Origin of the sequence: Photorhabdus tasmaniensis (assembly GCF_011189505.1) — a bacterium.
Lineage (GTDB): Bacteria > Pseudomonadota > Gammaproteobacteria > Enterobacterales > Enterobacteriaceae > Photorhabdus > Photorhabdus tasmaniensis.
Genome location: NZ_PUJU01000018.1, coordinates 73,041 through 95,867, shown reverse-complemented (window position 1 = coordinate 95,867; position 22,827 = coordinate 73,041). Strand labels below are relative to the sequence as shown.

General features: G+C 42.2%; 23 protein-coding genes and 1 pseudogene. 11 read left to right on the top strand and 13 right to left on the bottom strand.

All coding sequences use genetic code 11. The annotated features are described in order from the left end of the window. The first annotated feature begins 101 nt into the window (after positions 1 to 101). The 4 genes from C5471_RS24835 (at position 102) to cdiI (ending at position 2,379) form a co-directional block, all read left to right on the top strand. Positions 102 to 998: an EndoU domain-containing protein gene (locus C5471_RS24835; RefSeq protein WP_278250153.1), complete on the top strand. Its 897-nt coding sequence runs from the start codon at positions 102 to 104 to the stop codon at positions 996 to 998. 12 nt (positions 999 to 1,010) lie between these two features. After that, on the top strand, positions 1,011 to 1,268 hold the full coding sequence (locus tag C5471_RS10760) for a MafI family immunity protein (RefSeq protein ID WP_110085971.1): 258 nt from the start codon (positions 1,011 to 1,013) through the stop codon (positions 1,266 to 1,268). A gap of 191 nt (positions 1,269 to 1,459) precedes the next feature. Next, on the top strand, positions 1,460 to 2,029 hold the full coding sequence (locus C5471_RS10750) for a CdiA family toxin C-terminal domain-containing protein (RefSeq protein WP_207627290.1): 570 nt from the start codon (positions 1,460 to 1,462) through the stop codon (positions 2,027 to 2,029). Then, positions 2,026 to 2,379, top strand: a complete 354-nt coding sequence (cdiI, locus tag C5471_RS10745; protein ID WP_166295851.1) for a ribonuclease toxin immunity protein CdiI — start codon at positions 2,026 to 2,028, stop codon at positions 2,377 to 2,379. The genes C5471_RS10750 and cdiI overlap by 4 nt, the downstream gene beginning before the upstream one ends. Positions 2,380 to 2,421: 42 nt before the next feature. On the opposite strand, the gene C5471_RS10740 is transcribed toward cdiI, so the two are convergent. Continuing rightward, a complete protein-coding gene (locus C5471_RS10740; protein ID WP_133816007.1) occupies positions 2,422 to 2,637 on the bottom strand; it encodes a SymE family type I addiction module toxin in 216 nt (71 codons plus the stop codon). A gap of 34 nt (positions 2,638 to 2,671) precedes the next feature. On the opposite strand from C5471_RS10740, the gene C5471_RS24320 reads away from it, so the two are divergent. The 5 genes and pseudogenes from C5471_RS24320 (at position 2,672) to C5471_RS10710 (ending at position 4,717) form a co-directional block, all read left to right on the top strand. Continuing rightward, positions 2,672 to 3,091 (top strand): hypothetical protein, encoded by a 420-nt coding sequence (locus C5471_RS24320; protein WP_242688651.1) that lies wholly within the window; start codon positions 2,672 to 2,674, stop codon positions 3,089 to 3,091. Positions 3,092 to 3,118: 27 nt separating this feature from the next. Further along, the gene (locus C5471_RS10725; protein ID WP_133816008.1) at positions 3,119 to 3,556 is read left to right on the top strand and encodes a hypothetical protein; all 438 of its coding nucleotides are present in this window, start codon (positions 3,119 to 3,121) and stop codon (positions 3,554 to 3,556) included. Beyond that, positions 3,557 to 4,003, top strand: a pseudogene (locus C5471_RS10720) (DUF637 domain-containing protein); the annotation flags it as partial. Next, entirely contained in the window at positions 4,000 to 4,500 is a 501-nt protein-coding gene (locus tag C5471_RS10715) for an Imm70 family immunity protein (protein WP_133816010.1), read from the top strand. The pseudogene C5471_RS10720 and the gene C5471_RS10715, both read left to right, overlap by 4 nt. A 61-nt stretch (positions 4,501 to 4,561) precedes the next feature. After that, complete coding sequence (locus C5471_RS10710) at positions 4,562 to 4,717, top strand: hypothetical protein (RefSeq protein WP_166295848.1); 156 nt, start codon at positions 4,562 to 4,564, stop codon at positions 4,715 to 4,717. A 2,352-nt stretch (positions 4,718 to 7,069) separates the two neighbouring features. On the opposite strand, the gene dxs is transcribed toward C5471_RS10710, so the two are convergent. The 3 genes from dxs to xseB form a co-directional block, all read right to left on the bottom strand. After that, a complete protein-coding gene (gene dxs / locus C5471_RS10705; RefSeq protein WP_133816011.1) occupies positions 7,070 to 8,935 on the bottom strand; it encodes a 1-deoxy-D-xylulose-5-phosphate synthase in 1,866 nt (621 codons plus the stop codon). 119 nt (positions 8,936 to 9,054) lie between these two features. Beyond that, entirely contained in the window at positions 9,055 to 9,969 is a 915-nt protein-coding gene (gene ispA / locus C5471_RS10700; protein WP_133816012.1) for a (2E,6E)-farnesyl diphosphate synthase, read from the bottom strand. Between the two features lie 4 nt (positions 9,970 to 9,973). Further along, positions 9,974 to 10,252, bottom strand: coding sequence for an exodeoxyribonuclease VII small subunit (gene xseB, locus C5471_RS10695; protein WP_133816013.1), 279 nt, complete (start codon positions 10,250 to 10,252; stop codon positions 9,974 to 9,976). A 206-nt stretch (positions 10,253 to 10,458) separates the two neighbouring features. Between xseB and thiI the strand changes: the two genes are divergently transcribed. Continuing rightward, positions 10,459 to 11,907, top strand: a complete 1,449-nt coding sequence (thiI, locus tag C5471_RS10690) for a tRNA uracil 4-sulfurtransferase ThiI (RefSeq protein ID WP_133816014.1) — start codon at positions 10,459 to 10,461, stop codon at positions 11,905 to 11,907. 74 nt (positions 11,908 to 11,981) lie between these two features. On the opposite strand, the gene panE is transcribed toward thiI, so the two are convergent. Then, positions 11,982 to 12,896 (bottom strand): 2-dehydropantoate 2-reductase, encoded by a 915-nt coding sequence (gene panE, locus C5471_RS10685; RefSeq protein WP_133816015.1) that lies wholly within the window; start codon positions 12,894 to 12,896, stop codon positions 11,982 to 11,984. Positions 12,897 to 13,030: 134 nt separating this feature from the next. On the opposite strand from panE, the gene C5471_RS10680 reads away from it, so the two are divergent. Then, positions 13,031 to 13,522 carry a YajQ family cyclic di-GMP-binding protein gene (locus C5471_RS10680; RefSeq protein WP_133816016.1) on the top strand — a complete coding sequence of 164 codons (492 nt, stop codon included), beginning with the start codon at positions 13,031 to 13,033 and terminating at the stop codon, positions 13,520 to 13,522. 151 nt (positions 13,523 to 13,673) lie between these two features. Here the strand turns inward: C5471_RS10680 and C5471_RS10675 are convergent, their stop codons facing one another. From C5471_RS10675 to ampG, 8 genes are all read right to left on the bottom strand, one after another. Then, on the bottom strand, positions 13,674 to 15,032 hold the full coding sequence (locus tag C5471_RS10675; protein WP_133816017.1) for an MFS transporter: 1,359 nt from the start codon (positions 15,030 to 15,032) through the stop codon (positions 13,674 to 13,676). A 154-nt stretch (positions 15,033 to 15,186) separates the two neighbouring features. Beyond that, positions 15,187 to 16,071, bottom strand: a complete 885-nt coding sequence (cyoE, locus tag C5471_RS10670; protein WP_166295845.1) for a heme o synthase — start codon at positions 16,069 to 16,071, stop codon at positions 15,187 to 15,189. Between the two features lie 13 nt (positions 16,072 to 16,084). Beyond that, a complete protein-coding gene (locus C5471_RS10665; protein ID WP_133816018.1) occupies positions 16,085 to 16,417 on the bottom strand; it encodes a cytochrome o ubiquinol oxidase subunit IV in 333 nt (110 codons plus the stop codon). Then, positions 16,417 to 17,034: a cytochrome o ubiquinol oxidase subunit III gene (locus C5471_RS10660; RefSeq protein ID WP_133816019.1), complete on the bottom strand. Its 618-nt coding sequence runs from the start codon at positions 17,032 to 17,034 to the stop codon at positions 16,417 to 16,419. The genes C5471_RS10665 and C5471_RS10660 overlap by 1 nt, the downstream gene beginning before the upstream one ends. Then, positions 17,024 to 19,015 carry a cytochrome o ubiquinol oxidase subunit I gene (gene cyoB, locus C5471_RS10655; RefSeq protein ID WP_133816020.1) on the bottom strand — a complete coding sequence of 664 codons (1,992 nt, stop codon included), beginning with the start codon at positions 19,013 to 19,015 and terminating at the stop codon, positions 17,024 to 17,026. Before cyoB ends, C5471_RS10660 begins: the two co-directional genes overlap by 11 nt. Positions 19,016 to 19,019: 4 nt before the next feature. Then, positions 19,020 to 19,946 carry a cytochrome o ubiquinol oxidase subunit II gene (gene cyoA, locus C5471_RS10650; RefSeq protein WP_133816021.1) on the bottom strand — a complete coding sequence of 309 codons (927 nt, stop codon included), beginning with the start codon at positions 19,944 to 19,946 and terminating at the stop codon, positions 19,020 to 19,022. A 364-nt stretch (positions 19,947 to 20,310) separates the two neighbouring features. Further along, positions 20,311 to 21,072 carry a nucleoside-specific channel-forming Tsx family protein gene (locus C5471_RS10645; protein ID WP_133816022.1) on the bottom strand — a complete coding sequence of 254 codons (762 nt, stop codon included), beginning with the start codon at positions 21,070 to 21,072 and terminating at the stop codon, positions 20,311 to 20,313. Between the two features lie 240 nt (positions 21,073 to 21,312). Beyond that, the gene (gene ampG / locus C5471_RS10640) at positions 21,313 to 22,791 is read right to left on the bottom strand and encodes a muropeptide MFS transporter AmpG (protein WP_133816023.1); all 1,479 of its coding nucleotides are present in this window, start codon (positions 22,789 to 22,791) and stop codon (positions 21,313 to 21,315) included. Between the last annotated feature and the right edge of the window lie 36 nt (positions 22,792 to 22,827).

Below are 22,827 nucleotides of genomic sequence, written 5' to 3'. Positions count from 1 at the left end.
GTCAGGGGGTTTTGGGGTCGGCGGTGAACGGACATTGGAAAAAACGGGTGGTAACTGACTGAGGGCATGAGGAAAATCGGCGTTCGGTAATCAACGTCGCAATGGAATGCGTTGTTATTGAGAATAACTTCTTGAAGCACAGTGACTTTGGTGGGCTGGCGAATTATGGACAGGCGCAGGGTTCATTAGCCAATAAAATGCTCCAAGACGGTGCAACACCGGATGAATTGTCAGAAGCCTTGGCGAAGCAAGCGAGAGGCACCCATCCCGAAGGCCAGGATCCAGCCAGAGGACTGATTGTGGCGTGGGGGAACTTCTTCGGTGTGCCGTTGGATGTGGTGATGTCCAATGAGAAAATGACACCGGAGAAAGCCGCTTCCATCGTTGCCAGCGGTGTACCGACCAGTGAAGCGAAAGTGATGCAGTATGTGGCGGCAAAAGCATTCCTATCGTTGGCTAAAAATCCGGGGGCGGGCAGTAAAACAGGAAACACGCTGCCTCAATGGAGTGCCGGAGAAGGAAAATTCAGCCCGAAAGATCAGGGTAAAGTTACAAACGTTGAGAATCCAACAAGTAAACCTGACGCAAAATCACTGCCTTACAAAGATACAGTTGGAAGCGTTGGTAAAAGTACAGATTATGTAGATATTCTCCCTCCTGAGGCGAAAAAACATATACTTTATGGAGATAGTCCTACAAGTGGTGGTCATATTTTCCCAGGAAATCCTGGAAAAACAACGTTCCCATCTAATTGGACGAAAGAAAAAATTGTTCATGAAATAGGTGATATTGCGACCTCTCCAAAAACTCAATGGTATGCACAATCAGGAACTGGCGGGCTTTATACCAAATCTGGAAAACCTGCTAGATGGGTTGCCTGGGAAGTTCGTGATGGTGTTCGTATGCGAGTAATCTATGAGCCTGCAAATGGTAAAGTTGACACTGCGTTCCCAGATAACGTATCGAAACCAGCAGCAACCTTGAAGCCTATAAAATAAGGAGTAATGAATATGCATGTGAACCAAAAAATAAGGCTTTTGGGGGAAGGATTGAAAGATCGATTAGAACCTTCACTTGTTGATTATGACTTGGAATATATAGATCATGCCGAAAACGTACTAGCATTCGAAACATTATGTGATCATATAGCTGATTATGACGTTGAAATAACAAAAGATGAATATCATCAAATAATTAAGATAGTGAATGAATTATCGTTAGAAGTTGATGAAAGATATCTATACATTAATCCAGACAAAGATTCTTGAGTGATAAAAGATCCCAAGCCAAGTGCTGGGATCTTCCTTTTTAGCCGTTAGTTCTGCTCAACAAGCCGGATAATCAACTGCCCGTGCTCAACTAACCTGCACCGGCAGTCCGGTCGCAAAGCCCGCTTCTTCCAGCCAGAGGGCTGATTGTGGCATGGGGGAACTTTTTTGGTGTGCCGTTGGATGTGGTGATGTCCAATGAGAAAATGACACCGGAGAAAGCCGCTGAAATTGTGTCCAGTGGCATTCCGACCAACGAAGGCAAAGTGATTCAGTATGTGGCTGCGAAAACCTTTTTGGGGCTGGCTAAAAATTCTTATCCAGATGGGATCAATTTTAGTTTAAATCAAAAGCATCATCTGACTGATTTTGATGGAATATCTAAAAAAGGAGTAGGTGGTACACACAACGCTGACGTGTTTAAGCGAACGGTATCGGAGCAAGGAATTAAGGTTGTCAGTGAAACACCCAGTAACGTCAAAGGCATTACTCAAATTGAGTATCAGATTCCATCAAAAGATAGGGCAGGAAATGTCACTGGACATAAAGCACAAGTATTGACGAAAACAGTATATGATCCGAAAGTTTTCTCTGATCAAAAAATGTTGGAACTGGGTCAACAGGCTGCTTCTAAGGGTTATGAAAAAGCCATTTCTCAGGGGGTGCGTGAGTATGAATCGTCAGCCGGTGGCGTTAAATTCCAAGTTTATTTGGATCAAGAAACAGGTAGAGTTATGAACTTTTTCCCGGTGGCACAATGAACAATCAACATCTTTTCGAAAAAGTAGATTTTGACAACGATTCTGAATGGGTGATGAAAGAGTTTTTTAATTCTTTATATCTTCAAAATAAGTTTTTATGGGCGTTACCGCATATCCTGAAAAAAAATGGGTGTGGTGTTAATGAAACCTATTGCATTTTTCCAGATTTTGAGGAGCCAGACCCTGAATATCACTTTGATGGCATTACTTTTGGTGTATGGGAGGGAGAAATTATCGTGCCTGAATCTGTTGGTTTTGAATATGTCAGATTAGCCTGTGAAAAATATCTTCAACTACATCCAGAAGATGAAGATGAGATAGATACTTTACTCAAACAACTGCCTTGTTAACTTCAAGATCCCAGCCCAAGCGCTGGGATCTCCTTTTAGCGGTCAATTATTCTCAACCAGCCGGATAATCAGCTGCCCCCGTTCAACGGTGATGTTCACTGCCTGTCCGGTGGTAAACCCGGCTTCTTCCAGCCAGTTGCCTTTAAGGTGCAGACTGGGATGCTTCATGCCCGTGTAGCGGTCTTCGTGGCGGGTGCTGGTATAGCCGACCTTATAGCGGCGTTGAGCTTTCGAACTGCCTGAAGTTGGGGATATCAAAGGTTTTGTTGAAGCTGAGAGTGCGTTAGATTATTTGGTCGCCGCGATAGCTATTATTCCCGGTGCAGGTGATGCCGCAGGGAAGGCTATCAAGGCAGCAGAAAAAGCGCTGACTAAAGGTGATGTAACAGAAGCTTCCAGGCTGATTAATAAAGCCAGTGATGAAATAAAAGTTAAGTGGATTGATGAAAATGCAGAGAAAAATGCTAGTGCTAGAAAGGGAACAAGTGCAAATAATCCCCTTGGTTTAGGCTCTACTGGGCGCAATACTCCTGCAAATTTGAATGAAAAATTAGCACTTGAGCAAGCTATATCCAATCCTAATTCGGGACGGCAGCTCCCTGTTCCTATGACTGATAAACGTTGGCCTGCATCAGATGGTTGGGTAAAAATGTCTCAAAATATTAACGGAATAGAAGTCCACTATGTAAGGAATACAGACAGGAGCTATTGATGATTTTAAATTTAAGTGAGTATTTTTATGTTAATTAAATGTATTTTTAATTCGGGAAAAAATTTACCTGATGATAGCCGTTGTTTTAGCGAAACTGATGAAACAGACTATTCTTTTTTGAAGATTGGAACTGAATATGTAGTTTATGGTTTGATGTTGCTTTCATGTCGAATCGATTATTTAATCTGCCCTAATAAAGGTAACCCTGTATGGATTCCTGCTAATTTATGCGAGATTAAAGACGGTAAGTTGTCTTCTAATTGGTCGATTTGTATAACTCATTTAAGTGATGACTATAAAATCTTATCTGATAATTTTAAGATACAATCGCTTATAGGTTATTCTGAGTTAGTTACATCTATCTCTCATTACATAGGTATTATTGAGAGAGAATCAGAGGATCTAGAAGCTTTTTTTCTCGAAAAGCAAAAAATTGATGGCGAATTTGCCTATACAATTGGCTGAAATGGCGGCAGTTTTACGGACAATCTGCAAACCGCGTTATTAAACCATATCGGTCGCCAGATTAACGCGGAAGGGGCCGGGCTGATTGGAGATAACGGGGAAATTTTGGGGGATGGCTGGAATGGTCAGGTGACATTTAAAGAGGGTAAGGAAGTCCCCTATGGCACTAAAGGCAGCGTTCGCCCAGACTGGTGTCAGGGTAATGTTTGCAGTGTTGAAGTGAAAAACTATAACATTGCAACGAACAAAAATGGCCTGATTAATAATGTTGCTAAACAGGCGATTGAGCGGCAGAAGAATTTACCTGCGGGGATGAAACAACGAGTCGTCATTGATGTTCGTGGGCAAGCAATAACTGCCAAGCAAAAAATGCAAATAGTTCAAGGTATAGTGCAGAAATCAAATGGTGCTATAAATTCATCATTCATTAGGTTTAAAACAGAATGAAAAATGTTGGTATACATGCTGCTATGACATTAGCTGAAATAGGCCCTACATCTGATATAAATGGATTTTTCAATTCAGTGGTAACGTTATTGGAACATCATAATAAAGGGAGTAAATATCCTCGGGTTACAGAAAATCTCTATCGACGTTCTTTGAAATATGAGGAACTATCAAATGTCAAAAAAGAGCTTGATAGCATAGAAAGGTCATTTTCACAGATATCAGCTAAAGATATTGATTGGATGTCGTTAGGAGTGAATGTAAATAATACGAAATTAAATCTGAATGGAGAGTCTCTATCAGTTGTTTTTAAAAGGCTTTTTAGTGCATTTTCTGAAGCGTTAGAATGCACTGAAGTTTATTATCAAGAGCTTAATGAATATATCCCTGTAAGAATTGGTTTTACTGATACACCATATTACATTGATGAGATTAATCGCCCCCTTGAAGAATACGATGCTTTAGGTCCAGACGATCCGCCATTTTGGTTACGTTAAAAAAGATCCCGACCAGCGTAAACTGCCCCCATAAAGTTGGACAGGTTACGCTAAGCAACTAATGATACCTGAGTCTGGAACTCCACTGGACTCAGGCTATTTAACCTTGGGTATTTTGGTCGCTAAATTAGCGGCAATAACACCGGAGAAAACATTCAACAACTCAATGAAAATTCAAGCAGTAAAACTATTCGATATAGAACAGGTGTCGTTATAACTGATTGACTGGATACATCCTATTTGGGATCCATTGAGTAATATAACTACAATACTCGAAATGAGAATCACTTTACAGATTTGTCATTTTTTTAACATGATGCATTTTCTCTTTTTACTTGTTTTCCCTTTTTTAGCGATCGGCAAGCGTTTTCTTTTCGGTGATTAGTTAACTGAGGATAAAAAAACAGGTATCCATTAATGCCAGATTTTGAAAAGGAGGATTTAACTATAAGTACAGTTTTTTAAATGACATTAATCATTAACAGAAAACTTAAAATAAATCAGCAAGAAAAAGAATATTTTCCGTAAAAAAAAGAGGTGTCTTTATACCACCAAGCTATTTACGGATTGATTTATGAAGATAAAAGACTTATAAAAACGGTTCAGAATTGCCAGTAAAACAGCGTTAATAAAGATAAAGCGAGTATGATTAAACTTAATAAAAAGCAAGTGTTAAAAGCAGTAAAAACAACGGTTAAAATCTTATTATACCGATTAAACCTAGAGGTTAAAAAATGGATTTTAATAACAACTTAAAATCTATCCATCATAAAGCTATCAGTGAAAAATAAGAAAAAAGTTGGCTTTATTAATGCTTATATACCCCGTAAAAAAGACAAATAAAAAGATTAATCGGTTAATCAGACAATCTACTTTCTAAAAGAAACCGATTTTAATAACGTTTTCAACCGGAGGAGTAAATTTTTTCACAAACCAGTTAAATAATCTTTCATAGAAAACCCGAAAACACATGATTTAACCGAATACTAACTGGATTATTTTAAACGTTATTATATTGCATTTTTATGCAAAAATACGGTGCATTAAATACGCCGGTTTAAACTTGTTTTACACTATTTTAGCCCGTCCAATCGCATTGCTTTTCTGCGGTTTGATTTAAATCATGCCTCTTTTTATGCTTTAATGTGATTTAACGCTAAAATCAGTTCATATCGTTATTTTTCCAAGCTATTTTCGTGATCTATTAACGCTTAAATACTCATTATTAAATGAGTTTACCGATTTATTTAAACATCATTTAAGTAGATGTCGATCGGCAAGCTGCTTTTTTCGGTGATTAGTTAGCTAAGGGTAAAGAATAGATGCCTATTAGTACCAGATTTTGAAAAGGTACAGAGGTAACTAAAACGGCTTATTCCCTATCATGTTTAATGTATTTATCAACGACGTTATCCTTCGTTTATTTTACATTTACCTGTCCTGCCATAACTATTTAAAACCACGAAAATAGATGTATTAAAGCTTTTATATAAAAGACGGATTTAACTAATAAGTGCAGTTTTTTAAAATGACGTTAACCATTAACAGAAAACTTCAAAAAAATCAGCGAGAAAAAATATTATCCGAAAAAACATAAAGGGGTATCTTTATACCACCAAGCTATTTACGGATTGATTTATGAAGATAAAAGACTTATAAAAACGGCTCAGAATTGCCAGTAAAACAGCGTCAATAAAGATAAAGTGAGTATGATTAAACTTAATAAAAAGCAAGTGTTAAAAGCAGTAAAAACAATGGTTAAAACCTTATTATACCGATTAAACCCAGAGGTTAAAAAAATGGCTTTATAATAACGATTTAAAACCTGCCCATCATAAACCTATCAGTAAAAATGAGAAAAAGAATTGGCTTTATTGATGCTTATACACCCGGTAAAGAAGGATAAATAAGAATATTAATCGGTTAATCACAATCTATTTTACAAAATTAATCGACTTTAATAATGTTTTCAACCGGGGGGTAAACTTTTTCACAAACCAGTTAAATAATCTTTCATAGAAAACCCGAAAATACATGATTTAACCGAATACGAACTGGGTTATTTTAATCGTTATTATGCTGCATTTTTTATGCAAAAACACGATACATTAAATACACCGGTTTAAACTTGTTTTACACTATTTTATCCCGTTTAATAGCATTGTTTTTCTACCGTTTGATTTAAACCATGTCTCTTTTTATACCTTAAATATGATTTAACGCTAAAATCAATTCATATCGTTATTTTTCCAAGCTTTTTTCAGAGTTTAAACCTTACCGAATTAACCTTTTTATCCATTTTTTATTGCGCTATTTCTTTATGGCTTACTTCGTAAAATAACGGCTAGAAAGCTTTTGCATACCCATTTATTCAGATAATGTTCTTTTATCTACTGATTTCTTTTCAATTCTCTGTTAATGGTATTAGATACCACACTCATTTATTTAATGTTTTTTGAACTTTTTCGTACTTTTTTCTGCTAATTTACTTAAAATGTTTGAAGGCCAGCAGTTTAGTTTGATTCAGGTCTGAGGATAATAGGATAAATATCCTATTATCCCTATACACTCAGGAAAATAGCCTTTTATTGATACTATTTTGAATACCTGCGGCATCAAGCCCTAAATCCGCTCTGATTTCTTCCTGGCTGCCTTGTGGCGCAAATTGGTCAGGCAGGCCGATATTCAGAATTTGCACAAGCTGACCTTCCTGCATCAGCAGTTCATTGACACCACTGCCAGCACCGCCCATAACCGCGTTTTCTTCCAAAGTGACCAGTAAATCATGGCTGCCAGCCATTTGCAGAACCAGCTCTTTATCCAGTGGCTTAACAAAACGCATATCAACGACAGTCGCGTCCAGTGATTCTGCTGCTGTTATTGCATCGGGTAACAGAGTGCCAAAGTTCAGAATTGCTACCTTTTTACCCTGACGGCGAATAACACCCTTACCCATGGGCAACTGTTCAAATGGTTGGCATTCTGCGCCAGTTCCTGCTCCTCGTGGATAGCGTACAGCTACCGGGCCTTGCTGGTAATGATAGCCGGTATGCAGCATTTGGCGGCATTCGTTCTCATCACTCGGTGCCATAATCACCATGTTGGGAATGCAACGAAGGAATGAGAGATCAAAAGCGCCTTGATGTGTTTGACCATCTGCGCCAACGATACCGCCACGGTCTATTGCAAACAATACAGGCAGATTCTGGATTGCGACATCATGAATAACTTGGTCATAAGCACGTTGCAGGAATGTTGAGTAGATAGCGACGATCGGCTTATAACCACCAATTGCCAGACCAGCGGCAAAAGTCACGGCATGTTGCTCTGCGATAGCGACATCAAAGTATTGATCCGGATATTCGCGGGAGAATCGCACCATACCGGAGCCTTCACGCATAGCCGGGGTGATTGCCATCAGTTTTTTATCATTAGCGGCTTCTTCACATAGCCAGTCTCCAAATATTTTAGAGAACGTCGGGCGGTTGTCTGAACTCTTGGGTAATGTACCGCTAGCTGGATCAAATTTAGGCACTGCATGCCAACTGATGGGATCTTTTTCGGCTGGTGCATAGCCACGACCTTTTTTGGTCATGATATGCAGGAGTTGTGGCCCTTTCAGCTCACGCATGTTTTTCAGCGTCTGAGTTAATGTCAATACATCATGCCCGTCAATCGGCCCTATGTAGTTAAAGCCCAATTCTTCAAACATTGTGCCGGGAATGACCATCCCTTTGATATGCTCTTCGGTTTTTTTCAGTAATTCTTTAATGGGGGGCAGGTTAGAAAAGACCTTTTTTCCACCCTCCCGCAGTGTGGTATAAAGCTTACCGGAAAGAAGTTGAGCCAGATGGTTATTTAACGCTCCGACGTTCTCTGAGATAGACATTTCGTTGTCATTAAGAATGACCAGTATATCCGGGTCGATATCCCCCGCGTGGTTCATCGCTTCAAAGGCCATACCCGCTGTTATCGCGCCGTCACCAATCACACAGACTGTGCGGCGGCCTTTTTCTTCGCGTTGAGCGGCAATTGCCATGCCTAATCCTGCGCTGATAGAGGTAGATGAGTGCCCGACACACAAGGTGTCGTATTCACTTTCATCCCGCCAAGGGAAGGCATGAAGTCCATTTTTCTGACGGATAGTATCAATACGATCCCGGCGTCCTGTCAGGATCTTGTGCGGATAAGCCTGATGACCAACATCCCATACTAGTTTATCGAAAGGCGTTTTATAGACATAATGCAATGCCACAGTCAGCTCAACGGTACCAAGACCGGAGGCAAAATGACCACTGGAGCGACTGACACTGTTTAGCAGGAATTGCCGAAGTTCATCACATAACTTCGGCAGGCTCTCTTTTGGCAACATACGAAGTTCTTCAGGATTTTCCACTAATGCCAATGTTGGGTATTTGGCTATATCAATGCTCATTTGATGCTCGTTAAGAAGTGTTTATGAATAGAACTGCTGGCGGATAAATTTACCAACGGCCTTAGAGCCCATCCCATTAGGCTATTTTATGCAACAATAACGCCTATTGGGATAGGCAATTAGTTGTTACGTTCAATGATGAAGCTGGCAAGTGCACGCAGCATTGTTGTGTTATAGGATTTTTCTTCCAGTTTATTCAATGCTTCTAGCGCTTCTTGGTACAGCTCGTGCGCTTTTTTCTGTGCTTGTTCTAACCCCAGCAATGCCGGGTAGGTACTTTTTCTTAATTGTTGGTCACTGCCCCGACGCTTCCCAATCATTTCGGTATCGCCAATGACATCAAGAATATCGTCATGAACCTGGAAAGCGAGGCCAATAGCTTGGGCATATTGATCCAATTCAGGTAAGGCATCATGTCCACTCTGGCCCGCGCCATAGGCTCCCATTCTGATAGCACAACGGATAAGGGCCCCCGTTTTGTGACGATGAATTTGTTCCAACGCATGAAGATCAATCTGTTTGCCTTCAGCTTCTAAGTCCAGGGCTTGACCGCCACACATACCGGCGATACCACTGGCTGTTGCCAGCTCAGAAAGCATTTTAAGGCGATCAGTTGTTGTCACATTTGGCATTTCTCTTTTAGATAAGATTTCAAATGCCAGAGACTGTAATGCATCTCCCGCCAAAATAGCGTGAGCTTCACCAAATTTGATGTGGCAAGTTGGTTGCCCACGGCGTAAATCATCGTTATCCATTGCGGGTAAGTCGTCATGGATTAACGAAAAAGCATGAATGCATTCGACTGCTGCGGCTGGTGCATCCAGATTATTGGCAGATAATCCGAACATGTCACCTGTGGCATAAACTAAAAATGGACGCAGACGTTTGCCACCAAGTAAAGCGCCATATTGCATTGTCTGAACCAGTGGGTTGACAAATACTAATGAAGATAATGTGTTTGTCAGAACGTTATTAACGCGTTGTTGACAGGTCTTAAGCTGTTCTTTGAATTGAATTGGGTTTTGTTCAGACATAGGCTCACTCAGTATCCGGGGCGAAGTTATTTAGCGGAGATTGGGCGTCATCGTTAAGAAGAATTTGCACCCGCTGTTCTGCTTGTTGCAACGTTTGTTGCCCTTGACGGGCTAACTGAATACCACGCTCAAACTCGTTCAAGGCTTCTTCCAGTGCCAGTTCACCGGATTCCAGACGGACGACAATGCGCTCCAACTCTTTTAATGAGCTTTCAAATGTCATTGCTGGTGTGGTTTCTGGTGTACTGTCTGGGTTTTCTGATGTTGCGTTTTTCTTTGGCATAATCTTTTTACTATTTAGAGTTCGCCTGAGGGTTGCAGACTATCCTATTATGCTGGTTTATACTGGTGCAAACAAATCCTTAACTGGTTTTGTATTTTTTGCGCGCTATGTCGTGAGATAGTGCTATACTCCGCAGCCTGATTTGACTACCAGAACATGATGTCAGTTTCATTTATCAAAACTCCTAACGACTACTATAACTCACTATGAAGTTTATTATTAAATTATTCCCAGAAATCACGATTAAGAGCCAAACTGTCCGTTTGCGCTTTATTAAAATTCTTACCAGTAATATTCGCAATGTGCTCAAAGCCTTGGGGGATAATATTGCAGTAGTTCGCCATTGGGATAATATCGAAGTTCGTACTAAAGATGAAAACCTTGGCTCTCAAATTTGTGATGCGCTGACACGTATCCCCGGTATCCACCATATTCTGCAAGTGGAAGAATGTGAATTTCGTGATATGCATCATATCTTTGAACAAGCTTATGAGGCTTATGGCGAATTGCTCCACAACAAAACATTTTGTGTACGGGTTAAACGCCGTGGTAAACATGTGTTTACTTCAAATGAAGTAGAGCGCTATGTCGGTGGTGGTTTAAACCAGCACATTGAATCTGCGAAAGTAAAACTGACTCATCCTGATGTTACTGTTAATCTGGAAATTGAGCAGGATACACTGATTCTGGTGAAAGCCCGTTATGAAGGCATTGGCGGTTTTCCTATCGGAACGCAGGAAGATGTGCTGTCTTTGATTTCTGGTGGTTTTGATTCTGGTGTTTCCAGCTATATGTTGATGCGCCGTGGCTGCCGTGTTCATTATTGTTTCTTCAATCTTGGTGGTTCTGCTCATGAAATTGGTGTGAAGCAGGTTGCTCATTATCTTTGGAACCGCTTTGGTCGCTCCCATAAAGTTCGTTTCGTTGCTGTGGATTTTGAACCTGTCGTTGCTGAAATTCTGGAAAAAGTTGATGACGGCCAAATGGGGGTGGTGCTTAAACGAATGATGGTAAGGGCGGCATCTAAAGTTGCAGAACGCTATGGCGTGCAGGCTATTGTTACCGGTGAGGCGTTGGGACAGGTTTCCAGCCAGACGCTGACCAATCTGCGTTTGATTGATAATGCATCGGATACTTTGATTCTGAGGCCGCTGATTTCTCATGATAAAGAGCACATTATCAAACTGGCACGCGAAATTGGCACGGAAGATTTTGCCCGTACGATGCCTGAATTTTGTGGTGTTATTTCAAAAAGTCCGACTGTAAAAGCGGTTAAAGCCAAAATTGAAGCGGAAGAGGCTAATTTCGATTTTGATATTCTGGAAAAAGTCATCAGTGAAGCTCAGAATATTGATATCCGCCAGATCGCAGAACAAAGCAGTGAGCAAGTCGTCGAAGTTGAAACAGTCACTGAATTCGCGCCAACTGATGTATTACTGGATATTCGTTCACCTGATGAGCAGGATGATCGGCCATTGCAGATGAATGGCGTAGAAATCAAATCACTGCCGTTTTATAAATTAAGCAGCCAGTTTGGCGATTTACCCAAAGAGAAAACCTATCTGCTCTATTGTGAACGCGGAGTGATGAGCCGTTTGCAGGCGCTTTATTTGTGTGAGCAGGGGTTTGATAATGTGAAAGTTTATCGGCCTTAATGACGATACCTAGAGGCTTCCCATCAGGGGAGCCTCAATGATGAGTCTGAAGCAGGGCGCTTTTGTTTACTTTTTCACTGCCATGAACCAGGCAGATGAGTGCTGAATGGTTCATAATCACCTTCCTTACATTTTATCAGGTTATATAGACGAGTATTCTCAGGAGCAGGCAGGCCATGAGCACGGGCCCGGCGCAATAGATATCCAGTGATATAGTCAATTTCAGTGTGACGTTTTGCGCGGATATCTTGCAACATTGAAGAGTAGTTTTTTGCTGTGCGCTCAATAACATCGTAGATATAGGTAGTTAGGTGACTGATGGAAGTATGTATGTTTTCTCGCTCCATAACCTGAATGATTTCTTCACACAAAACATTTAGTTGTTCCGGGTAGCGAAGCAAATCGCCATTCCGGCATTCATAAATCGCAGTAAGTGGGTTTATGACACAGTTAGCCGCGAGTTTTAGCCAACTAATAGAGAGAATTTCATTATGCCATGCAACGTCCGGTAAAGCCTGATGCAGAATATCGGCCAGAGAGCTAAGTGCAGTTGCATTTGATGTTGCGGAGCCAATATGTGTTAGTCCAGAAGCCGTATGATAAACTTGTTGGTCATTCTGATATGCGCCGTGAGTCGTGATGCCAAGGAGTATTGGATTAGGCGCAGACAACAATTCTTCTTGGGAACCCATGCCATTGTGTAGTAATAAGATTGGGCAATCAGATGAAAGTTTGGGGAATAGATTATTAACCGCATTAGATACTTGCCAGGCCTTCAGGCAGACAATCAGTAATTCGCTGTTAGCAAGATGGTCATTGTCATTAGTTGGGATCGGCTGGTCAAATGCTTCTCCATTAATTTCGTCAATATGAACAGGTAAATCAGGCTGGGGGATCCTTAGCCAACCTTGTACTTGGTGTTTTCGTTGTGATAATGCTGCCAGCCACAGTTTTCCTATAGCGCCACAGCCAAGAACGGTTATCTTCATAATATACCCTTGTTGCAAGACGCTGTAATATTGAATGGAAATAGCAAGATCCCGCTAATCTGAGTATAGAGCTTTTGCTGACAATGGAAAGCGGTTATCATGCCAACTTATTGATTATCAGGAGGTCACGGATAATGCCATCTTTCGATATTGTCTCAGAAATTGATATACATGAAGTTCGCAATGCGGTAGAAAACGCACAGCGTGAGCTTGCTACACGCTGGGATTTCCGTAATGTCAGCGCCAGTTTTGAATTAAATGAAAAAAGTGAATCTGTCAAGATTGCCAGTGAGTCAGATTTTCAGGTAAATCAGTTGGTTGATATTATACGTGAAAAACTGGCTAAACGTGGTATTGATGGAGCTGCACTAAATGTCCCTGATGATATGTTGCACAGTGGTAAAACTTATAGCGTTGAAGCGACTCTGAAACAGGGGATTGATACCCCTACAGCGAAAAAGATCGTGAAGCTGATTAAGGATAGTAAATTGAAAGTGCAGGCTCAGATTCAGGGTGAGCAGGTGCGGGTAACCGGTAAAGCGCGTGATGATTTGCAGAGTGTTATGGCATTGGTTCGTGGAGCAGAATTAGGACAGCCATTCCAGTTTACTAATTTCCGGGATTGATTTTTCTCGTATTGGCTAACTAGCGTCGCTTAATGTATTAACATATCGGGCTTAATGTGGGGTGGGATATTCCTGAGCGGGAATTCCATCCCCAATTTCCCTTCAATATCTAACCGGAATGAGAGGTTTTGTTAGCGAAAGCCGCTGTAAGTTATGCTATCAATTGCTCAAGTTGTGCTCTGCTTGTCTGCTTAATATCTACTTTTATGTAAGCGCTATACTCTTCCGGCACAATAACAACTTCGCGAACACCTGGTTGAACAAGAATTTTTTGTTCCAGCAATGTCTTATTGACTATATTTTCTGGCAGCGAAATTCTGATACTGCTGACATAAGGGGGTTGTTTCATTGTCGTGCTGATAATAAACCAAATAATTGTCAGAGCGATACCTGCCATAAATACCAGCGATGCTCCCTTTAATTCATATAACCAGCCACCAAGGCTACCACCCAAAGCTACACCTAAAAACTGGCTGGTGGAGTAAATTCCCATTGCTGTACCTTTATAACCCGCCGGCGCTTCTTTGCTGATCAGTGATGGCAGGATAGCTTCCATTATATTGAAAGCAATAAAGAAAATTTGTATGCCAACAAAGATTGTCCACAAATGGTGTCCCGCTGACCACAATACAATTTCAGCGATAAATAGCAGAGTGATACACAACAGAAACACTTGTTTCATGCGGCGCTTTTTTTCTGCGTAGATAATGAAAGGCAAGACAGATAAGAATGAAATCAGTATGGTGATCAGATAAACTTTCCAATGCTGTTGGGCTGGGAATCCCGCTTGTTGCATAATCAGAGGCAGGGCGACAAAGCTTGCCATTAGCAAAGCGTGCAAACTGAGAATGCCAAAGTTAAGTTTTAGCAGTTGGCTATCAGCTAAAACTTTACGGAAACTGTGACGAACAATATCTGATTCACGGTTAAGAACGTGTTTATCTGTGGAAGGAACAGCAAATAATGTTATCAGAATGCCACAACCAGCTAGAACGGTAATACCCCAAAACAGGCCATTTAAGCCAATGGCATGAGTAAGAATTGGGCCAAGTACAATTGCTATGGCGAAAGTGACTCCAAAGCTAATGCCAATAAATGCCATTGCCTTAGTTCGGTTTTGTTCGCGGGTCAAATCAGAAAGCAGAGCCATAATTGCGGCGGATATAGCCCCAGTGCCTTGGAGCGCCCGCCCAACGATTATGCCCCAGATAGAATCACTGAGAGCTGCCGTGATACTACCAAGAACGAAGAGCAATAGCCCACCAACAATTAAGGGCTTACGGCCAATTTTGTCAGAAAGCAGACCAAAAGGGATTTGGAAAATTGCTTGAGTTAAACCATAAATGCCAATAGCAATGCCAATAAGTGCTTCGGTAGAACCTTTTAGATCAAGACCATAGGTTGTTAAGACAGGAAGGACCATGAACATGCCTAGCATACGCAAAGAAAAAACTGAGCCTAAGCCCCATGTCGCCCGAAGCTCAAGTGGCGTCATTTTATTATCGTTCATGGTTACCTCGAAATATTTAGATGTGCCATTGTAGATAGGTTTTTGATAAGCGGTAAATAGTTAATTGAATTAATAATATTGAAGTATAAGGGGAGGGGGAGGATATAAAGAGGAAACTGATGGCAGAGGCGTATGCCACGGCCATCAGGGAGAATTATCGGACGTAAGTTAGAAAGGTTCCTGAGGACACATTTGGGTCAACAGACATCATGACGCTCAGGGAGGTGATTGCCACAATGGAAAAGACAAATAACTTACGGGCCCAAACGCGGTCATTAGCCGTTTTGTAACCGGATAATGCCATTCCCAGCCACCAGATGCTGACTGCTGCTGCAACAATCAGATATTTGTAACCAGCGTAGCCGCTGATTGCCAACATGAGGGTTGCAATCATAAATGCCAGGATATAAAGGATAATATGGTTTTTCGCCACAGATATGCCTTTAATCACGGGGAGTACAGGGATGTTCGCTGCCTGATAATCCTTGAAACGGAAAATAGCAATGGCATAGGAGTGCGGCATTTGCCACAGGCTGAAAATCAGTAACAGGATCAACGCGCCTGTGTCAAACTGACCAGTCACTGCACAATAACCGATAACCGGAGGTGCAGCGCCGGACAAACTGCCGATCAACGTGCCATAGACAGATTTCCTTTTCATGTAGAGGCTGTAAACCCCTACATATACGACAAAACCGATAATCGCTAATTGCATTGCTAAGGCATTGGCTGCTACATAGAGCAGCACCATGCCAGCAATACCCAGTATTGATGCATAAATCAGGCTGATTTTCGGATCAATAAGCCCTTTTACAAGGACGCGGTTTTTTGTTCTTTCCATGATCCGATCGATGTCACGGTCAATGTAGTTGTTAAATACACAACCAGAAGCCACGACTAATGAGACGCCGAACAGAGTCGAGATGAACAAAGGGTAATCAATCACCCCTTTCGAGGCGAGTAGAAAACCACCGATCACAGAAATTAAATTGCCGAAAATAATTCCTGGTTTAGTTACTTGCAGGTATTGCTTAATCATAATATGCAGCTCTTTAATCAACCATCATATTAATGTTGAGGTTGTACATGATCCATAGCGAGCCAACAACAACAATACCGATAATCAAAATAGTGAACAGCAAGGCGACTAAGTTCCAGCGCTCTTCTGACGAGGTGTTCATGTGCAGGAAGTAGATAAAATGAACAAGAATCTGCACAACAGCCAGACCGACTACCGTTGTCAGGATAGTGGCATGGGAGGCGGAACCATCCATTACTATCCAGAACGGAATCACTGTCAGGATGACTGAAAGAACAAAGCCGATAATATAAGATTTCAGGCTACCGTGGCTAGCTCCAGTATGAGCTGTATTTGAATGACTCATTACATAGCTCCTAACAGATAAACAACGGTAAACACACAGATCCACACCACATCAAGGAAGTGCCAGAATAAGCTCAGGCAGTTCAGACGGGTTTTATTAACATCGGTTAAGCCGCGGCGTGTTACCTGAATCATCATGATGATAATCCAGACCAGACCACAGGTAACGTGGATACCATGAGTGGCGACCAGTGCGAAGAATCCAGACAGGAATGCACTGTGGTCAGGGCCGTAGCCTTTCTCAATCAGATGATGGAATTCATACAGTTCCATGGCCACGAAGCCAAGGCCGAACAGGAAAGTCATACCGAGCCAGGCATTAACCTGGCCGATTTTGCCTTTATTCATGCCCAGCATGGCAAAGCCATAAGTGATACTACTGAATAACAGCAGGAAAGTTTCAACCAGTACAAAAGAGAGGCCGAAAATTTCTTTACCCGAGGGGCCGTCTGCGGTTATTCCGTTAACCAGCACTGCATAAGTCGCAAACAGACATGCGAACAAAATACAGTCACTCATCAAGTAGATCCAGAAACCAAATACCTTAGTGGCTCCCGCATCGTGGTGCCCATGATCCTCATGGGCATGATTGTGGTTAGTCATAGTTTCAGTTGACATGGTTCAGACCTGCCTTGCTAATTTGTTCATGGTGTTGATTTTCAATTTGCTCAACTTCAGCAACGGGCACGTAGTAATCAACATCGTCATCAAAGCTTTTTGCGATCCAAGTGATAATCATGCCAGCGAAGCCTGCGATAGCCATCCACCAGATATGCCAGATCATAGCGAAACCAAATACCAAGCTAAAGCCAGCAATAATCACCCCGGCACCGGCATTTTTAGGCATATGAATTTCTTCATATTGAGCAGGACGTTTATAAGCTGTGCCTTTTTCTTTCATATCCCACCATGCATCACGGGTTTGAACATGTGGAACATCAGCAAAGTTATAGAATGGTGGTGGAGAGGATGTTGCCCACTCAAGGGTACGACCGCCCCAAGGGTCACCCGTCAGGTCACGGTTTTGGTCACGGTCACGGATACTGACGTAGAATTGAATGACCTGGCACAGGATACCAACGGCAATCAGTGCAACACCGATTGCGGAGACAACCAGCAAAGTATGGAATTCAGGGTTGATATCCTGGCTGATACGACGGGTCATCCCCATGAAGCCGAGGGCATAAACGGGCATAAAGGCAATGAAGAAGCCGATGAGCCAGAACCAGAATGCGCGGACACCCCATTTTTCATTTAGTGTGAAACCAAATGCTTTCGGGAACCAGTAAGCGGTACCAGCGAAACAACCGAAGACAACACCGCCGATGATGACGTTATGGAAGTGCGCGATCAGGAACAAACTGTTATGAAGAACGAAGTTTGCACCCGGAACCGCCAGCAGAACCCCAGTCATACCACCGATCGAGAAGGTGACGATGAAGCCAACAGTCCACAACATCGGTGTTTTATACTCAATACGGCCCTGATACATCGTGAACAGCCAGTTGAAGATCTTAACCCCAGTCGGAATTGAGATAATCATGGTGGCTATGCCGAAGAAGGCGTTAACGTTCGCGCCGGAGCCCATTGTAAAGAAGTGGTGCAGCCATACGATAAACGACAACACGGTGATGGCAATGGTTGCCCATACCAGGGAAGTATAGCCGAACAGTCGTTTTTTCGAGAACGTCGCTGTAACTTCAGAGAAGACACCAAAGACCGGCAATACCAGAATATAAACCTCAGGGTGACCCCAGGCCCATATCAGATTGATATACATCATCATGTTGCCGCCCATATCATTAGTGAAGAAATGGGTGCCGATGTAACGGTCTAAAGTCAGCAAGGTAATGGTCACAGTCAGAATCGGGAATGCTGCGATGATCAGTACGTTAGTACACAATGCTGCCCATGAGAATACAGGCATTTTCATCATAGACATGCCGGGGGCACGCATACGCAGGATCGTGGCAAAGAAGTTAACGCCTGTTAGCAACGTACCGATACCGGATATCTGGAGACTCCATATCCAGTAATCGACCCCAACGCCAGGGTTATACTCGATGCCTGAGAGTGGAGGGTAGGCTAACCAGCCAGTTTGAGCGAATTCACCCACACCCAGAGAGATGTTAATCAGTGCGACACCAACGACGAAGAACCAGAAACTCAGTGAGTTCAGGAATGGAAACGCAACGTCACGGGCACCGATCTGTAGTGGAACCACGATGTTCATCAGGCCGACAACGAAAGGTGTTGCCATGAAGAAAATCATGATGACGCCGTGGGCGGTAAAGATCTGGTCATAGTGATGTGGCGGCAGGAAACCTGCTTCACCAGCGGAAGCGACAGCCTGCTGACCACGCATCATGATGGCATCGGCAAAGCCACGGAGCATCATGACCAGTGCCACGACGATGTACATAATACCGATTTTTTTGTGGTCAACGCTGGTTAACCACTCGCTCCACAGCCATTTCCATTTACGGAAATAGGTTAGGGCTCCGACAACGGCGAGCCCTCCGAAGAGAATCCCTGCAAGAGTGACCATGATAATGGGCTCATGTAATGGGATTGCATCAAGTGTTAATTTTCCCAACATTACTTTATTCCTCAACTCCGGCATGAGCAATTTTGCTCATATTCATGTTATGACCTGTCGTTGTACCGTGGTCGCCATGCATATTCATGTCGCCCATAAATTTGGCAATAATGTCTTGATACAGGTTAGGCTTAACGCTTGAGAAGTATTCAACCGGATGGTTCTGGCTTTGTTTGGCTAACTCATCAAATGCCTGCATGGTATCCAGGGTTTTGGGAGAGGCTTTCACTTTTTGGACCCATTGTTCAAAACCTTCACGATCTGGGGTAGCTGTGGCAGTAAATTTCATGCCAGAGAAGCCGTGCCCGCTATAACTACTGGATAAACCTTTATAAGTGCCAGGTTCATTGGCAATTAAGTGAAGTTTAGTCTGCATACCCGCCATCGCGTAGATTTGACCACCTAACTGAGGGATGAAGAATGAGTTCATCACTGAATCAGAGGTGATTTTGAAGTTAACAGGAACACCAGTAGGGAAAGCAATTTCGTTAACGGTAGCAATACCTTGCTCCGGGTAAACGAACAGCCATTTCCAGTCCAGAGAGATTACTTCAATTGTCACTGGTTTTTCGTCGCTGACCAGTGGCTTATAGGGATCAAGCTCGTGGGTTGTTTTCCAAGTAATAGTTGCCAAAATGATAATGATAATGATAGGAACAGTCCACACTACCAGCTCAATTTTATTTGAGTGTGCCCAGTTAGGGCGATAGGTAGCGTTTTTGTTGGCTTCGCGGTAACGCACGGCAAAGGTAAATGCCATGATGATTACCGGAATAACAATGATAAGCATCAGGCCAATAGCTGTGAGTATTAGCGTTTTTTGTTCAGCGCCGATAGCGCCTTTAGGATTCATCAATACCATATCACAACCATTCAACATAAGAGTGGCTGCCAGTAATGACAATATCCCAATACTTTTATTGTATTTCATAAGTCTAACGACCCCAAATAACAAAAGCTCTATTGTCGTTTCATCAGTGTGGGCATTCTACGGTAAGGTCACAGGAGTGTAAACATTTGTAATAGTTAGTTGAGAGGTTGTTGACCCTTTATGTTAGTGGGATCACATGTAAATGGAAGACACGGCAAGAGTTAGCTTGAAAAGGTTATTTAAGCTTAACGATGTGTGATTGAAATGTAATGAAAATATTAATTTATATTAAAATATTCCTATATTTTCTGTGGAAGGAAAAATATAAAAATTTACTTTAAAGATTTCCACAACGACAATTTTATTTAAGAATAAAATTAACTGTGGGCCACCAGAAGTAGTAGCTCACAGTTAACATCAATAATTAGAAATTATATTTGATGGTGTAGACAATCCCATCCTGCCAGAAATCTTCACCTAATTTATGATCGGCATATCGATATTGAACGCCGGTGGTGAAAGATGGGTGAGGTGTCCACCACAGCGCTACTGCGCCATTAATACCGTCCCGCCCGCCATTGCCGTAGCGTTCATTCCGGTTAAGTTCTATTTCATTCCAGTTAGTTATGCTGAATTTTTCCTGCCAGAGCTGAAAATCATAACCAGCCACCCAGCCGACAACATAGCCGTTATTACCAGAGTAGAAAGTTTGATCAACATAATGTAATGCAACGAATGGTTTTAGCCAGACACCGGCAATATCAGTGTTGTAGCCAATGCCATACAGGGTATTTACCTCATGGAAATTCCCGCCATGTGCTTTACCTGGAAGGGAGTAAGTACCGTAAACATGGCCGTAGAGATTGAAACCAGTATCAGCAAGGTAGAAGCGCCCGGTTGTTTTAAAGGTGTATCTTTGATTATCCCCTGGTTGAGCATGTTTGCTGTTGAACGCATTTTCCAGATCAAAGAACCCGTATAATTCACCCCAGTCAAATCCGGTTCCACCTTCCAGTTCCAGATAGGCAAAATCGTCTTTATGAGAGGTTTGCCCTGATTTGTGTGTGGTGTGGCTAGTCCAGTCAAGGTAGTTCATGCTGATATTAGCAAAGCCCCATTGATATTCAGCATAAGCTGGAACTGAGACCGTGGTAAATAAGGCAGTAGCCAGAATGGTTTTTCTCATAAATTTCTCTAACGCATCCATGAAAAGAGGTTTTTAATTTTAAAGCTATATAGTAAGCCTTAAAAGGGTAGCCTGATTTTACGCGGATATGAATATTGAACAATCCAATAATTACTCAAAAATAGCATTTTTAGATAAATGGCTATCTGAAATGTGATCGTTGTCACTTAGTTTTTAGCTGGGTATAAAAAGGCTGACCGTAGTCAACCTTTAATAAATTAATTTAATATTTTCACTTTATTAAGCCAATTTGTTCCTTCTTAATGCGAGATAATCCAGAAAGCTACCCAGAATGATGCCGGCGATACCGATCTGTGCTCCCCATAATAGCAATTGTTCGGCCAGATCAGGTACATTAGCCCAGTTGAGAGCATTGGTGATTATGGTAAATAACCAAAGTATAAAAAGGAGGCTTGCTAATGATAGTAAGCCAAGAGCCAGACGATAGAAATTGTCGAACTCAGTACGTGGCATAAAATCGTTAGTTCGTTGGGTGTAAGCCAGCGTCTGGCAGCAGATAAATAATAGGAATAAACCTGGAACAGAGGCTGCTATAGAAAACAGATAGAAGTTTGACCAGCCATGTAATTCCACGAACCAACCAGCAATCGGTCCGACGTATACTCGTCCAACAGCTGATAAGGCAGATAATAAAGCAAACTGTGTTGCGGAGAATGATTTGTGACATAAAGCCATTAGCAAGGCAACAAATGCAACGGTTCCCATTCCACCACAGATATTTTCTAGAAAAATGGCGCTGCCCATAGTGTAGATATTTTTGTCAGTGATGGATAACAGCCAGTATCCAGTATTAGAGATGGCTTGAAGAATGCCAAATATCATGAGTGAGCGAAATAAACTCCATCGTTGCATCAAATAACCACCATATAATGCACCGACGATAGTTGCGGCTAGTCCCAGTGTTTTGTTGATCATACCGACTTCACCAGCATCAAAACCAATACCGCGGATAAGAAATGGTGTGCTGAGACTGGCAGCAAAGGCATCGCCTATTTTATACATGACAATTAATAGCAGTATCAGCCACGCGTTATTGCGACTGAAAAAATCAGCTAATGGTTCTATTGCGGCCTGCTGGAGTGTTTTGGGTGGAGGTATGTTAATTTCGGGTTCTCTGGCCCTTAACGTTGCATAGACGCCAATCAGCATCAATCCAGCCATCAACCAGTATGTGTGTTGCCAGCCTATATAGCGGTCTGCGATCCATAATGCTAACCCGCCTGAAACTAACATTGCCAACCGATAACCAAGTACCGAAACAGCAGCACCTGCACCTCGTTCTTCGCTACTGAGTAAATCTGCTTTATAAGCATCAAAGACGATATCCTGTGACGCAGAACAGAAAGCGACGGTGACTGCCAGTGTGGCTAGCCACCATAAATGTTGAGATGGCTGGAGAAAACCCATTGTAGCAATACTGGCTATCAGTAATAACTGTGTAACAAGTAGCCAACCACGGCGGCGCCCAAGGAAAGAGGGGGTAAAGCGGTCCATAAAAGGGGACCAAAGAAATTTGAAAACATATGCCTGGCCGACAAGGGAAAAGAAGCCAATAGTTTTAAGATCGACGTCTTCAACGGTCATCCACGCTTGTAAGGTGCCAGCGGTCAGTGCGAGAGGTAAACCAGAAGCAAAGCCAAGTAAAAGCAGGATACGTGAGTTATGTTGAGTAAAAACAGTGAGATAACGATAATGCATGAGTCTCCCAAAACTCTGTCCTTGGCGGACAGAGTA